The sequence below is a fragment of the Kitasatospora sp. NPDC058063 genome (assembly GCF_042885395.1).
Lineage (GTDB): Bacteria > Actinomycetota > Actinomycetes > Streptomycetales > Streptomycetaceae > Kitasatospora > Kitasatospora lactacystinica.
Map to the genome: position 1 here is coordinate 60182 of NZ_JBHVSD010000005.1, position 15659 is coordinate 75840.

At 75.2% G+C, this 15659-nt stretch carries 4 protein-coding genes; all 4 read left to right on the forward strand.

Annotation, left to right across the window (positions count from 1 at the left end; genetic code table 11):
- Window positions 1-142 precede the first annotated feature (142 nt).
- Window positions 143-4297 (forward strand): amino acid adenylation domain-containing protein, encoded by a 4155-nt coding sequence (locus ACFVUY_RS10240; RefSeq protein WP_387729372.1) that lies wholly within the window; start codon window positions 143-145, stop codon window positions 4295-4297.
- Window positions 4297-13866 carry an amino acid adenylation domain-containing protein gene (locus tag ACFVUY_RS10245; RefSeq protein WP_387728854.1) on the forward strand — a complete coding sequence of 3190 codons (9570 nt, stop codon included), beginning with the start codon at window positions 4297-4299 and terminating at the stop codon, window positions 13864-13866. The genes ACFVUY_RS10240 and ACFVUY_RS10245 overlap by 1 nt, the downstream gene beginning before the upstream one ends.
- Window positions 13867-13933: 67 nt before the next feature.
- Window positions 13934-14983 (forward strand): GSCFA domain-containing protein, encoded by a 1050-nt coding sequence (locus ACFVUY_RS10250; protein WP_387728857.1) that lies wholly within the window; start codon window positions 13934-13936, stop codon window positions 14981-14983.
- Window positions 14946-15641 (forward strand): hypothetical protein, encoded by a 696-nt coding sequence (locus tag ACFVUY_RS10255; RefSeq protein ID WP_387728859.1) that lies wholly within the window; start codon window positions 14946-14948, stop codon window positions 15639-15641. Before ACFVUY_RS10250 ends, ACFVUY_RS10255 begins: the two co-directional genes overlap by 38 nt.
- Window positions 15642-15659 lie beyond the last annotated feature (18 nt).

Here is a 15659-nt window from a genome sequence, read left to right on the forward strand (position 1 = left end):
GAAGCGATCCGAGCGATTCGAGCGATCCGATCGGGGCCCCGGTCCAGGCGATCCGATCCGCACCACCGGGGTCACCGGCCGCTCCCCCCACGCACCGCCACCGCGCCGTCGACCCCCGCAACGACCCTCCCCCAGGAAAGGTCTGGCCTTGTCGGAGACGTACGAGCCCCACGGCACCACCACCGACCAGGCGGACACGCGTCCCGCGCGCGGGGCCGACACCCCGGCGGCGGCCGGGGTCCGGCTCCCGGAGCCCGCGCCGGGACAGCAGCGGCTCTGGGCGCTGTCCCAGCTGGACGGCGCCAACGCCGCGTACAACGAGACCCTGGCCTTCACCCTGCGCGGAACCCTCGACCGGGCGGTGCTCGCCCGCGCGCTCGACGAACTGGTCTCCCGTCACGAGGTGCTGCGCACCCGGCTGGTCGCCGGCGGAGACGGTCTCCACCAGCTGATCGGTCCCCCCGACTCCGGCTACACCCTCGCGGTGGACGACCTGACCGGGCTCCCGGACGCCGGGGCGCGCGTCACCGCCCTGCAGCGCGCGGAGTCCGACACGCCCTTCGACCTGAGCCGCGGCCCGCTGGCGCGCGGGCGCCTGATCGTCCTGGCCGAGCGGCACCACGTGCTGCTGCTGACCCTGCACCACGCGGTCTTCGACGGCTGGTCGATGACCGTGATGCTGCGCGAACTCGGCACGCTGTACACGGCCTTCCGTGCCGGCGCCGCGCACTCCCCGCTGCCGCCGCTGGCCCTGCAGTACGCCGACTACACCCGTTGGCAGCGGGAGTGGGCGTCCGGGGACGAACCGGCGGTGCAGGCCGCCCACTGGAGGGAAGCCCTCGCCGGCGCCCCGGCCCTGCTCGAACTGCCCACCGACCGCCCCCGACCGCCGGAGCAGGACCACCGCGGCGGCCGGGTGCCGCTCTCCATCGACGGGGAACTCGGCACCGCCCTCACGTCGCTCGCGCGCCGGCAGGGCGGAACCCTGTTCACGGCCGTGCTGGCCGGCTGGTCCGTGGTGCTGTCGCGGCTGACCGGCCAGAGCGACATCGTCGTCGGCGTCCCGACGGCGAACCGCCGCCGCGGCACCTTCTCCGACCTGATCGGATTCTTCGTCAACTCCCTGGCCGTGCGGGTCGATCTGGCGGACTCGCCGACCGGGTCGGCCGTGCTGAAACAGGTGCGCGGGTCGCTGCGGGCCGCCCTGAAGCACCAGGACCTGCCGTTCGAGCGGGTCGTGGAGCTGATCAACCCGCCGCGCAGCACCGCCCACACCCCGCTGTTCCAGACCATGGTCGCCTGGCAGCCCTCCCGGAAGGGCCTGCTGGACCTGCCCGGGATCGAGGTCGAGCCGCTCGGCATCCCGTACGCCGGGGCCAAGTTCGACCTGGCCCTGTCGCTGGCGGAGGAGGACGACGGCCGGGTGGTCGGCCATCTGGACTACGCCGTCGCGCTGTTCGACCACCCGACGGCCGAGCGCTACGCGGGCTATCTGCTCCGCGTGCTGGCCCAGCTGGTCGACCGGCCCGACCTGGGCGTGGACGAGCTGGAGCTGATGGACGAGGAGGAGCGCCGCCGGGTGCTGTCGGAGTGGAGTGGCGCCGACCGCGCCGCCCACCGGGACGACCGAGGCGAGGGCACCCACCGGGATCACCACGGCGAGGGCACCCACCGGGACGACCGCGACCACGGGCCGGCGACGCCCGCCGCTGCCGCCCCGGCCGGGTTGGTCGAGCGCTTCCAGGCCCAGGTCCGGACCCGCCCCACCGGTCCGGCCCTGGTCCGGGAGGGGGAGCGGCTCGACTACGCCGCGCTCGACCGCCGCGCCAACCGGCTGGCGCACGCGCTGATCGCCCGAGGCCTCGGCCCGGACCAGGTGGTCGGCCTGCACTCCGGGCGCTCGACCGAGCTGGTGGTGGGCGTCCTCGGCATCCTCAAGGCGGGCGCCGCCTACCTGCCGCTGGACCCGGGTCAGCCGGTCGAGCGGCTGGCCGCGATGGTCGAGGACGCGGCGCCGGCCCTGGTGCTCAGCGACGCCGACGTGCCGCCCGGGGACTGGCAGCCGGTGCGGGCGGTCGAGGCCGAGGCGGAGCGCGACGACGCGCCGGAGATCACCGTCCGGCCGTCGCAGCTCGCCTATGTCATCCACACCTCCGGCTCCACCGGCCGCCCCAAGGGCGTGGCGGTGACCCACGGCAGCGTCCTCAACCTCTTCGACACCTGGCTGGCGCGCTTCGGGGCCACCCCCGGCGAGGCGGCCTCCGCCTGGTCGAGCATCGGATTCGACGCCTCGGTGCACGAGTTGCTGATGCCGCTCACCACCGGCGCCGTGCTGCACCTGGTCCCCGACGAGCTGCGCGGCGACCCGGAGGAACTGCTGGGCTGGATGCGCGAGCACCGCGTCGTGCAGGCCTTCCTGCCGCCGTCCTACGTCACGTGGATCGACGAGGACCCCGAGGCGCGCCTGGACGGGCTGGTGCTCCGTCAACTGCTGACCGGGGTGGAGTCCCTCCCGGAGAAGGCGCTGCACCGCCTTCAGCAGGCGCTGCCCGGCCTGCGCGTCTGCTACGGCTACGGGCCCACCGAGGCCACCCTGTACAGCACCGCCTACACTGACCCGCGGCCGCTGGACCGGCCGTGCCCGATCGGCCGCCCCCTCGACAACACCCGCCTCTACCTGCTCGACCGGCGGCTCCGGCCGGTGCCGACCGGGGTGACCGGCGAGGTCTTCCTCGGCGGGGCGAGCCTGGCCCGGGGCTACCTGCACCGCCCGGACCTGACCGCCGAGCGCTTCGTCGACGACCCCTTCCTGCCCGGTGAACGCCTGTACCGCACCGGGGACCTCGCCCGCTGGCTTCCGGACGGCAACGCCCAGTACCTCGGCCGCGGCGACGACCAGGTCAAACTGCGCGGCTTCCGGATCGAGCCGGGGGAGATCGAGGCCGCACTGCTGGCCCTCCCCGGCGTGCGGGAGGCGGCGGTGCTGGCCGACCGCGACGCCGCGGGCGAGCTGCGCCTGGTGGCGGGCCTGGGCCGGGGCGACGCCGAGCCGCGCCGACCGCACGAGTGGCGTGCCGCCCTGGCGCGGCGGCTGCCGGACTACATGATCCCCGCGCTCTTCGTGGAACTGCCGCGGCTGCCGCTCAACCGCAGCGGCAAGCCGGACCGCGCCGCGCTGCTGGACGCGGCCCGCTCCGCGACCCGTGCCCGGGTCAACACGGCGAGCCCTCGGGACCACGTGGAGATGACGCTGCACACCATCTGGCGGCGGGTGCTGCTCCACCCCGGCATCGGGATATCCGACAACTTCTTCGATCTGGGCGGCACTTCGATATCCGCCATCAAGGTCGCCCTGGCCGTCCGTGAGGAGTTCGGCGAGACCCTGCCGATCCGCGATCTCGTGCAGAACCCGACCATCGAGGCCCTGGCCGAACGGCTCCGGGCGGGGGCGTCGGGCGCACCGGACGGCAACCTGGTCGAGTTCCGGCGGGGGGACGGACGACAGCGGGTGGTCTGCGTCCACCCGGCCGGCGGTACCGCCTTCTGCTACCTGCCGCTGGCCGCGGCGCTGCCCGACCGGGTCGGCGTCCTCGGGGTGCAGTCGCCCGGGATCAACCCCGGGGAGACGCCGCTGCCCACGGTCGAGGCCATGGCGGAGCAGTACCTGGCGCTGGTCGACCCCCGTCCGGACGAGGCGCTGGTGCTGTGCGGGCTCTCCTACGGCGGCCTGGTCGCCCACGAGATGGGGCGCCGACTGGCCCGGGCCGGGCACACCCGGTTCAGCGTGGTGCTGCTCGACACCCACGGAACCGAGGACACGGAGCAGCTCGCCTCGATCGAGCCCGTGCCGATGGCCGAGTTCCGCGACAAGCTCATCAGGTTCAACGGGATGTACCCGGGGATCGAGGACGAGCAGATCGACCGGTACTTCCGCATCTACAACCACAACCGGATGACCGCCCGCGACTACCGGACGCCGCCCTCACCGGCCCGGCTGGTGCTGGTCGAGGCCGCCGGGGACGCGTCGGCCGCCGGGAACGCGGACCGGGAGCAGGAGGAGCAACTGGCGCGTGCCGTACGCGCGTTCTGGCAGCGGCGGGCCGGCGGCGGCCTGCTGGTCGAGCCGGTCGCCGGCGGGCACTGGGACCTGCTGGAGAGTGCGGCGGTGCCCCGGATCGCCGAGCTGATCGCGGCCGAACTGGACCGCCACCCGGCGCTCCCGCCGCCGCCCGCCCCGGCTGCGCCCGTACCCGGACAGCCGTCCGCCGTGTCCGCCGCGTCCGCCGGGGAGGCCTGATGCCCGCCGAGAGCGCCGCGGGCGCAGCCCCCGTCACGCCCACGGCCACCGGCCTCGCCCTGGCGGTGCACGAGCAGGCCCTGCGCACCCCCCGGGCCGTCGCGCTGGTCGACGGCGACGTCCGGCTGGACTACACGGGCCTGGAGGCCGCCGCCGCGGCGGTGGCCCACGGGCTGCGCCGTGCCGGCGTCCGCCCCGGTGAGGCGGTGGCGGTCTGCCTGCCGCGCTCCTGGCAGCTGGTCTGCGTCATGCTGGGCGTCCTTCGGCTCGGTGCCCTGGTCGTCCCGCTGGACGCGCAGAGCCCGGCGGAACGCCGACGCCACATCCTGACGGACTCGTCCAGCGTGGCCGTGGTCCACGGCGGGACGGCACCCGACGACCTGCCGGGCCGGGTGCGCCCGCTGGCGGCGGCGGCGCTGCTGGCGGCCGGACCGGGCGACCGGGAGGCGGTCTTCACCGGGGCGCCGGTCTCCTTCCTCTTCTACACCTCGGGCACGACCGGCCGCCCCAAGGGCGTCGAGGTGCGGGACGCCGGCATCCTGCGGCTGGCGAGCCCGGGGTACATCCGCATCGAGCGGGGAGCCCGCTACTCCTGCCTGTCCAATCCGGCGTTCGACGCCTTGAGTTTCGAGGTCTGGGTGCCGCTGCTGACCGGCGGCTGCTGCGTCGTCCTCGGTGACGAGGCCGTCCAGACGCCGCACCGGCTGGCCGCCGCCCTGTTGCGGGAGCGCATCGACACGGCCTTCGTCACGGTGGCGCTGTTCAACGCGGTGGTGGACACGGAGCCGTCCTGCTTCGCCGGGGTCGGACAGCTGCTGGTCGGCGGCGAGCAGCTCAACGCCCGGCTGATCCGCCGCTGGTACCGGCACAACGCGGCGGCCCCCACCTGGCTGCACAACGTCTACGGCCCCACCGAGACCACCACCTTCGCGCTGTGCCACCCGATCCCGCGCGACTTCGACGGGGACCTGGTGCCGATCGGACGGGTGCTGCCGGGGACGGGGGCCGTGCTGGTGGCCCCGGACGGCGACCGGCTCGCGGCGCCCGGGGAGGTGGCCGAACTCCATCTGTCCGGCGCCGGTCTCGCGGCCGGCTACCGCGAGCTGCCCGAGGAGACGGAGCGCCGGTTCGTCCGGCTGCCCTGGTACGACGACGGCCGCACCACGTACTACCGCACCGGCGACCTCGTGCGCGCCGACGCCGACGGCCTGATCGAGTACGTCGGGCGCGCCGACCGCCAGGTGAAGGTCCGCGGCTTCCGGATCGAGCCCGGCGAGCTGGAGCGGCAGATCGTCACGCATCCGGCGGTGCGGCAGGCGTACGTGTGCACCCGCAGGCTCGGGGAGGACGGCCCGAACGAGCTGCTGGCGTACGTCGTGCTCGGGGAGGAGGTCCCGTTCGAGGAGTTCGACCGCCATCTGGCGGCCGGGCTGCCGGGATACATGAGGCCCCATCACATCCACCGGGTGGACGCGCTCCCGCTGAACGCCAACGGCAAGGTCGACCGGGCCGCCCTGCTGCGCCGGAACGACCGGCCCTGGCGCGGCCCGGAGGGCGACCGGCCGGGCGGCGCGGTCGTCACCGCGCGGCAGCGCGAGGTGCTGGCCCTGGCGGCCGAGGTGCTCGGGGTGCCGGACCTGCGGCTGGACGACCGCTGGATCGCCTCCGGCGGCGACTCGCTCAAGGCGCTGCGGCTGCGCTTCGAGGTGCGCCGGCGCTGGGGCTGCGAACTGCCCCAGGCCTGCGTGCTGACCGGGGACGTGGCGGGGATCGCCCGGGCGGTGGCGGTGGCGGTGGCGGAGGCCGGAGCCGCCGACTCGCCGTACCCGGTGCCGCCCGCGCCCACCCGGGCACGCTCGGCGTCCGCCACCAGCGAGCAGCAGCGCCTGTGGCTGCTGCAGCAGCGGGCGCCGAGCTCCCGGGCCTACGCGGTGGAACTGGCCTTCCGCCTGGACGGCCCGGTCGACTCCGACGCGTTGCGCGGCTCGCTGCGGGAACTGGTGCGGCTCCACGCGGCCCTGCGCACCGCCTTCGAGGCCGCGCCCGAGGGCCTGCGCCAGCTGGTCGGGGACCCGTACGACCCGTGGACCGAACCCGACTCGTGGACCGAACCCGGACTGCGGGCCGAACCCGGCCCGGGGGTGGTCGGCATCGGCGGCGAGGACGGTGCGCGCGCCGTGGCGGAACGTTTCTTCGCCGTGCCGTTCGACCTGGCCCGCCCCCGGATGCTGCGCGCCTGCTGGCTGCCGCAGGACGGGGGAGGGGTGCTGCTGCTCCACCTGCACCACATCGCGGTCGACGGCTGGTCGCTCAACGTCCTGCTGAACGACCTGTCGTCCGGCTACCGGCACGCCCTCGGCGGCGCCGCCGAGGCCCCGCGGCGGACGGACACCGCCCCGGTGCCCACCCCGCTGGACTACGCCGCCTGGCAGGCCGACTGGTTCGCCGGCCCCGCCTACCTGGCCCAGCGCGCCGAACTGCGGGCCCACTACGCCCGGTCGGAGGAGGCGGTGGACCACGACCCCGGTGACCCGGCCGGAGCTCCGCCCTTCTCCCGGGCCGGCCTGCTGCACACCTCGCTGGACGTCGTGCGGCGCGCCGCCGTGGACCGGATCTGCGCCGAACTGGGCATGACCCGCTTCGAGTTGCTGCTCGGCGTCTTCGCCTGGAGCCTGTACGGGGTGACCGGCGCGACCAGGCCGCGGATCGCCGCACCGGTGGCCAACCGGCCGGTCCAGGAGTTCGAGGGCAGCGTCGGCATGTTCGCCAACACCGTGCTGCTGCCGCAGGCCGTCGCACCCCGCGAGGAGCTGCGCGGCCAACTGCTGCGCCAGGGCGCCGAAGCCCGCCGGGTGCTGGACCGCCAGGACGTGGCGCTGGCCGACGTCCTGGCCGACCGGGCGCCGGCCGGGGGCGACTCCCCGTTCGACTACCTGTTCGTCCTGGAGAACACCGACTTCGGTGCGCTGGCCCTGCCCGGCTGCGCCGCCCGCCCGCTGTGGTGGGCCCCGGCCGAGGCCAAGTGCCCGATGACGCTGTCCGTGGTCGAGCACGAGGGCGGTCTCGACTGCCTGTGGGAGTACGCCGACGACCGCTTCGACGCCGCCGAGGCGGCGGCGATGGCGGGCCTGTTCCGGCGGGGTCTGGACCTGCTCGCCGACGGCGGGACGGCGACCCCGGCCGAGCTGGCGGCACCCTACCGCCGCGGACTGCCGCAACCCGGTCGTGGCGCCCCGGCGGTTCCGGCCTGGACGACGGTGGCCGAGGGCTTCGCCCGGCAGGTCGCCCGCACACCCGACGCACCGGCCCTGATGTCCGACGGCCGACCGGTGAGCTACGCCGAACTGGACGCCCACGCGGCGGCGCTCGCCGCCGAACTGCGGGCCGACCACCCGCTGCCGGACGGGGACGACCGTCCGTGCTGCGTCGCACTGCACCTGGGGCCGTCGGTCGAGCACGTGGTGGCGCTGCTGGCGCTGGCCAGGCTCAACGTGACCATCGTGCCGCTCGACCCGTCCTATCCACCGGCCCTGCGCCGCCAGGTGCTGGACCAGGTGGCGCCGCTGTGCGTGCTGCTGCCCCCGGGCGGTGACCCGGAGTTCGACGCGGTCGACCCGGGCCGCGTCGCGCGCCACCCGGTGGTGCTGTCACCCGCCGGGCCTGCCGTACCCGCCGCGCCCGACACCGCACCCGCCGCACCCGCCGCACCCGCCGTACCCGCCGTACCCGCCGGCCCGGCGCACCGCGGGGCCCGACCGCTCTACACCCTGTTCACCTCGGGCTCCACCGGTGTCCCCAAGGGCGTGCAGGTGTCCGACCGCACCCTGTGCAACCTGCTGCAGTGGCAGGCGGAGTCGGGAGGACTGGCGGCCCCGGCGGCCACCCAGCAGTTCTCCATGCTCTCCTTCGACGTGTCCTTCCAGGAGGTCTTCGGGACGCTGTGCGCCGGCGGCTGCCTGCACCTGGTCCGGCCCGGCTGGCGGCAGGACGCCCCCGCGCTGCTGGAGCAGCTGGAGACGGCCGGTGCGGAGCGCGTCTTCATGCCCTACGTGGCACTCCAGCTCCTCGCCGAGCACGGCGTTCACCTGGGCCGCTACCCCTCGCGGCTGCGGGAGGTGGTCACCGCCGGCGAGCAGCTGGTGTGCACCGAGGCGATCCGCCGCTGGTTCGCGGGCCTGCCGGGCGCCCGGCTGTTCAACCACTACGGCCCGACCGAGACGCACGTGGTGAGCAGCCACTGCCTGGACGGCGATCCGGCCCTGTGGCCGGAGCGTCCCGCCATCGGCCGACCGGTGGCCAACGCGCTGCTCACGGTGGTCGACGAGGCCGACGAGCCCGTTCCCCCCGGCCGCGCCGGCACCCTGCTGATCGGCGGCACCATGGCGGCGCGCTGCTACCTGGGAGACCCGGCGCTCAACGACGCGCGCTTCGTCGAGCTGCCCGGCCTCGGCCTGTGCTACCGCAGCGGCGACCGGGCCCGCTTCGACCGGCAGGGCCGGCTGCACTTCCTGGGCCGGGACGACGACCAGATCAAGCTGAGCGGACACCGGCTGGAGCCGGGACAGGTCGAGGCGGCCCTGCTGCGGCACCCGGCCGTCGTCAACGCCGTGGTGGTCCGCGACGGCGAGGAACTGGTGGCCTGCCTGCAATGCCGCGGGGAGGCGCCCACGGTCGAGGAGCTCACCGCGCACCTGGCGCCGATGCTGCCCGGTCACGTCCGGATCGCCCGCTTCCGGGTGGTGAGGGAGCTGCCCAGGACCCCCAGCGGCAAGCTGGACCGTCGGGGCGCGCTGCGCTCCGCCGGGCGGGACCTGCGCCGTCCGACGGGCCGCGCCGCCGGTCTGTCGGCGCGCGAGGCCCTGCTGACCGAGGCGTTCGAGGCCGTCACCGGCCTGGCGATCGACCCGGGGCAGACCTTCTTCGACGCCGGGGCCTCCAGCCTGGGCCTGATGCGCTTCCAGCTGCGCTGCACCACCGAAGCGGGCCTGCGCTTCACCGTCGCCGATCTGTTCGAGCACGTCACCGTACGGGCGCTGGCCGACTTCCTGGACCGGTCGGCAACGGCCGCGGACGGCGGATCCCCACGTGCCGCCACCGCTGCCGGGGCACCGGCCGAAGCCGCCGGGCGGATCGCCGCCGCCGGCCCGATCGCCCTGGACGAGCCGATCGCGGTCGTCGGCATGGCGGTACGGCTTCCGGGCGCGTCCGATCTCGCCGCGTTCTGGCGGATGGTCACCACGGGCGGCACCGGCATCGAGCACTTCGACGCCGCCGACGGCCTGGTCGGCGCGCGCAGCCAGTTGGACGGCCCCCTGGACTTCGACCCGGACCACTTCGGCATCGGCCGGCAGGAGGCCCGGCTGATGGACCCCCAGCAACGGCACCTGCTGATGAGCTGTGTCGAGGCCCTGGCACATGCCGGGATCGCCGACCCGTCGGGTGCGCGCGTCGGCCTGGTCGCCGGAGCCGGTGAGAGCACCTACTTCCAGTCCATGCTCCGCGAGGCCGACCCCGAACGCCTGCCCGACGGCTTCCAGTTGGCCCTGCACCACGACAAGGACTTCCTCGCCACCAAGGCGGCCTACCACCTGGGGCTGACGGGGCCCGCCTTCACCACCCAGGCGGCCTGCGCCAGTTCGCTGGTGGCCGTCCACGTCGCCGCCGGGATGCTGCGCCAGGGCGACGCCGAGGTGATGCTGGCGGGCGGAGTCCTGGTCGACCCGACCCTGACCGGCGGATACCGCTACCGGCCGCAGCACATCTTCTCCGTGGACGGTCGCTGCCGGCCCTTCAGCGACGACGCGAGCGGCACCATCGGCGCGAGCGGCGTCGGCACGGTGGTGCTCAAGCCGCTCCGGCTGGCCCGACGCGACGGCGACACCGTCTACGCCCTGATCACCGGTACGGCGTTGAACAACGACGGCTCCGACAAGCTGAGCTACAGCGCCCCCTCGCTCGCCGGGCAACGCGAGGTGATCCGCGCGGCCCTGCGCCGCAGCGGCCGCGGCGCCGCCGACCTCGGCTATGTCGAGGCCCACGGCACCGCCACCCGGCTCGGCGACCCGGTCGAGGTCGGCGCCCTGCGCCAGGCCTTCGACCTGGACCGGTCCGGCCACTGCGCGCTGACCTCGGTCAAGAGCCAGATAGGACACCTGGGCGCGGCGGCCGGCGTGGTCGGGCTGGTACGGGCCGCACTCGCGGTCCACCACGGCGTGATCCCGCCCAACGTCGGCTTCCACGCCCTCAATCCGCAGCTCGGCGCCGACCCCACGCCGTTCTACGTCCCCACCGAGGCCCGGCCCTGGCCCGCGGACCGGGACAGGATCGCGGCGGTGAGCAGCTTCGGGATCGGCGGCACCAACGCCCACGCGGTCCTGGAGGCCGACCGGCCGGCCCCCGGGACGACCGGCACAGCGGGCCCGACGGTGGGCGACGCGGCACCGGGCACCCCCGCGCCTCCCTGCCTGCTGCTCTCCAGCAGCAGCGAAGCGGGCCTGCGCGCCGACGCCGCCCGGATCGCCGACTACCTGGAGGCCCGGCCCTCCGCCTATCCGCAGGTGCTGCGCCACCTCCAGGCGGGCCGTCCCGCACGCCGCCGACGCCTGGCAGCGGTCTGCCCCGACGCCTCGGCCGCCGTGGCCTGGCTGCGCGGCGCGGGCCGGATCACGGACGCGGGAGCGGGAGCGGGGGAGGCCGGTACTGGGGCACCGGTTCCGAGCGAAGGCCTCACCGCCGAGGCGACGGCCGCGGCCTGGCTGTCCGGCGAGCGGATCGACTGGCCCGCCGGCCCCGCGCAGGCACCGTGGGACTTCCCGCCGCCGGCCTTCGAGCTGGCGGAGTTCGATTTCCCCCGCGCCACGGCGGCCCCGGTCCCGGCGGCCCCGGACCCGGCCGGCCCGGCCGCCGCCGACGTTCCGCGGCGCCTTCCGGAGGACGCCTGGCTGCACCAGCCGCACTGGGCGCGGCTGCGCCGAGCGGGCTCGGCGATCGGCTCGCGCACCTCCCGGCTGCTGGTGCTGCTCACGGACGGACCGGCACCCCCGGAGGCGGTCCGCGCCTTCGAGGCCGGCTACGCCCGGGTGGTGCGGGTCCGGACCGCCGAGGCGTTCGCCCGGCGGGGCGACGGCGACTACGAGGTCGACCCGGCCGACCCCGCCTCGCTCGGCCGGCTTCTCGACGCACTGGCGGGTACGGGAACGGGTTCGGGCACGGGTTCGGGTGCGGGTTCAAGCACTGCTTCGGGTGCGGGTTCGGGTGCGGGCGAGGACGGCATCGACTGGGTGCACGCGCTGCCGCTGGGGATCGGCGGCCCGGTCGGCCGGGACAGCCTGGCCCGGGCCCGCTGGGCCTGTCTGGACACGCCGGCCGCACTGCTGCGGGCCGTGGCCGACGCCGCCGGGCCACTGCGGCTGAGGCCGTGGTGGCTGTCGTACCGGGCGAGGCCGGTGGACGGCCCGGTGGAGCGGCCGGAGGGGGGCCTGCTGGCCGGTGCCGCCGAGGTGGCGCCCCAGGAGGAGGCCGGGGCGGGCCACTGGGTCGACGTCCCCGGTGCGGACCCCGCCCACTGGGCCGTACCGCTGGCGGCACTGCTGACCGAGGCCGCGACCCCGGCGGCCGCGGCCGCCCTTCCGCGCCGGCTGGCGCTGCGCCAGGGCCACTGGTGGGAACAGGTCACGCTGCCGGTGTCCACGGCCGGCCCGGGCCCCGTCGGGCTGCCCTCCGGAGGCGTGCACCTGGTGCTGGGCGGCACCGGCGGGATCGGCCGCAGCATCGCCGCCTGGCTGCTGGAGAACGGCGGCGCCCGGGTCCTGCTGCTGGCCAGGAGTCCTCGGCTGCCGGAGGAGCTGATGCCCTGGGCCGACCGGGTCGAGCTGGTCGAAGCCGATCTCGCGGAGTCGGCGCCCGAGGAGGTGATGGCCCGTATCGGTCGTCGCACCGACCGTCTCGACAGCGTGATCCACGCCGTCGGGGCGGCGAGCGGCGGCATGATCGCCCGGCGCGACGCCGCGGCGATGGGGCGGGCGTCCGCCGCCAAGCTGCAGGGTGCCCTGCTGGTCGAGCAGGTGATCGAGCGCTACCGGCCGTCGGTGGCGGTGTACTGCTCGTCGATGTCCGCGGAGCTCGGCGGCGTCGGCCAGTTCGACTACGCGGCCGCCAACAGCCTGCTCGACGGCTTCGCCCAGTACCGGTCGTCCGGTGACGCCGGGACCACGGTCCGGCTCGGCGTGAACTGGGACGTGTGGAGCGAGGCCGGCATGGCGCTGCGCGCGCCGCGGGCCGACGCACGCCACCGGGCGCACCTGTCGGTCGGGCTGACGGTGGCCGAGGGCAAGCGGGTGTTCGCGCGGACCATGGGACTGCAGCTGCCGCAGGTGCTGGTCTCCACCACCGACCTCCACGCGTCCCGCGCGTTCTACTCGGCGCCCGGCGCCGGGGCCCTCGTGCCGCCCGCTCCTGCCCTGCCCACCGGGACCGCGCCGGTGTCCGCCGGAGGCACCATGGGGGCCGCTACGGCCGCAACGGCTGACGCGGCCCATGCGGCCGACGACAGCGCGGCCGCCCTGCTCCACGACCGGCTGTGCGACTGGCTGGATCTCGACCGCATCGATCCCGACGCCTCGCTCTACGACCTGGGCGTCGACTCGCTGACCCTGCTCGACCTGATCGGCCTGGTGAAACGTCACTTCGATGTCGAGCTGGAACTGTCACGGTTCAGCCACCGGGTCTCCCTCACCGAAATCCTCACCCGGTTGTCCGAGGCGACACCGGCCAGGGCCGTCGGCACGGAGAGCGTGGTTCCGGAGATCTGGCAGCAGGGCACCGGAACCGACGTGCTGTGCCTGGTGCACCCGGTCGGCGGCGACATCCAGGCCTACCGGTCCCTGGTGTCGGCACTGGGCCCCCGGCCGACCGTCTGCCTGATCGCCGACCCCGCGCTGGAACGGCCCGGGACCGCGGACTGGACACTGTCCGAGCGGGCCCGCCGCTACGCCGCCGCCCTGCGGGCACGCTTCGCGGACGGCACCCGGAGGCTGCACCTGGCCGGTTGGTCCTTCGGTGCCTGGGCGGTGATGGGGATGGCCGCGGAGGCGGAGGCGATCGGCCGGCCGGTCCACGGCGTCCACCTGATCGACCCGCCGCCGCCCGGTTCAGGCGGGCTCTTCCAGGAGTACGACGACGCGCAGCTCCAGGCGGTGTTCACGCACGAGCTCGGCCAGGGCGGGTCGGTGCCGGCCGGTCCCGAGGCCCACGGCTACGCCGAACGTCTGGTCCGGTGCTGCCGGGCCAACCTGCGGAGCATGGCCGACTACCGGATGCCGATGCTGAGCGCCACGCCCAGCCGGCTGTGGCTGGCCGGGCGGCCGGTGGAGGGGCTGCCGTGGGCGGGGTCGCCGGAACGGCAGCGGGAGCTGTGGCGCCCGTACCTCCCGGAACCCAGCACCTGGCACCGGCTCGACACGACGCACTACGGCATCGTCCGCCCGCCCCATGTGCACGCGGTGGCGGCGGCGATCGCCGAGGCGTCGGACGACCCGCCCGGGGACGGCGTCGACCGCCCCCGGGCGTGATCCGGCGCGCTCCCCGCACCCGCGCCTCCTTCGACCGCCGCCGTTCGACCATCGGAGACCATCCCCCGTGAACCCCTACCAGGCGCTACCGGCGCGCTCGTTCTGGCGCTCCGCCGTGGCCGAGCCGGACCCGCTCGCCATCGACGACCTCTGGACGCCCGCGTTCGCGATCGGGCAGGACGAGCCGATCCTCACCGCGGGGTCCTGCTTCGCCGCGCACATCGGCCGTGCCCTGCTGGAGCGGGGCATGAACTGGTGCGACGCGGAGCCGGCCCCGCCGGGGCTGACCGAGCAGGAGCGCAGGGCCCGCCACTACGGGGTGTTCTCGTTCCGCACCGGGAACATCTACACCGCCGCCGTGCTCCGGCAGTGGCTCTCCTGGGCCTTCGGCCGCACGACCCCGCCCACCGGGGCGTGGCTGGACGACGGCAGGTACCACGACCCCTGCCGTCCGTCCGTCGAACCCGGCGGCCACGCCTCGGCCGAGGAGATGCTGGCGGCCCGGGGGACGACCCTCGCCGCCATCCGCGAGGCCGTCACGGAGGCCGGCTGCCTGGTCTTCACCCTGGGCCTGACCGAGGCGTGGCGGGACCGCGCCGACGGCACCGTCCTGCCGTCCTGCCCCGGTACCGTGCGCGGCACCTTCGACCCGGACCGCCACGTCCTCCACCGGTTCACCTTCGACGAGGTCCGCCGCGACCTGACGGACGCCGTGGCACTGGCCCGGGAGGCCAATCCGCGGCTGCGGGTCCTGCTGACCGTCTCACCGGTTCCGCTGACCGCGACCGCGACCGGCGGCCACGCGCTCACCGCCAACACCCACTCCAAGTCGCTGCTGCGGACGGTGGCCGGGCAGCTGACCGAGGACCTCGACGACGTCGACTACTTCCCGTCGTACGAACTCATCACCGGCCTCCCGTTCCGGAGCAGGTTCTACGCGCCGAACCTGCGTGAAGTGACCTCCGAGGGCGTCGACTTCGTCATGCGCCACTTCATGGCCGGGCTGTCGCGGCCCTCGGCGGATCCGCGACCGGTCCGGACCGGTACGCCGGCCGCGGGACCGAAGGGGGTGGACACCTGTGACGACGCCGTCCTCGACTACTACCGCCCCCGCTAGGTTCCTGCTGCTCGGAGACTCGCACGCCGGCCCGATCGGACGAGCCGCGAAGGCCGCCCGGATCCCCTTCCAGGGCGGCCCGATCGGTGCCGGGCGCGAGTTCACCGACGACTTCTTCGCGCCGCGCGAGCACGACGTGGTGTTCCACAAGGCCGAGGCCGACGCCCACTACCGCAGCTTCCTGGCCGGCATGGACGCGGACGGCCTCGGGCACCTCACGGTCCCCCTGGTGTCCACCTTCGGCCTCAGCGCGCACTTCGTCGCCACCCGCGAGAACTGGCACCTCCACCGTGACCGCGACGGCGGCTTCGCCTCGGGCTTCCTCTCCGGTCCGCTGTTCGACGCCGTCGTCCGCGCCACCGTCCGAGACGCGCTGGCCTTCTACCGCCACGCGCTCGGCCTCGGCCTGCGGGTGCTGGCCGTGCTGCCGCCGCAGCGCGTACCGGAGCAGTCCGACCCGGTGGTGTTCACGGCCGCGCAGGAAACGGTCCGGAGCGCGCTCGACGCGCTCGGCGTCGAGCTCGTCGACCTCCGGTCCCGCACCACCGGACCGGACGGCTTCCAGCGCCCCGAGCTGTGCGAGGCCGACGACTCCATCCACGGCAACCTGGCCTTCGGCCGGCTGGTCCTCGCGGACCTGCTGGCACGCGGGCTGTGACGACACCGAATCCCCCCA

What these genes read in the sequence shown, in the direction of transcription:
- ACFVUY_RS10245 (WP_387728854.1), top strand. Translation starts at nt 4,297, where the DNA reads ATGCCCGCCGAGAGCGCCGCGGGCGCAGCCCCCGTCACGCCCACGGCC.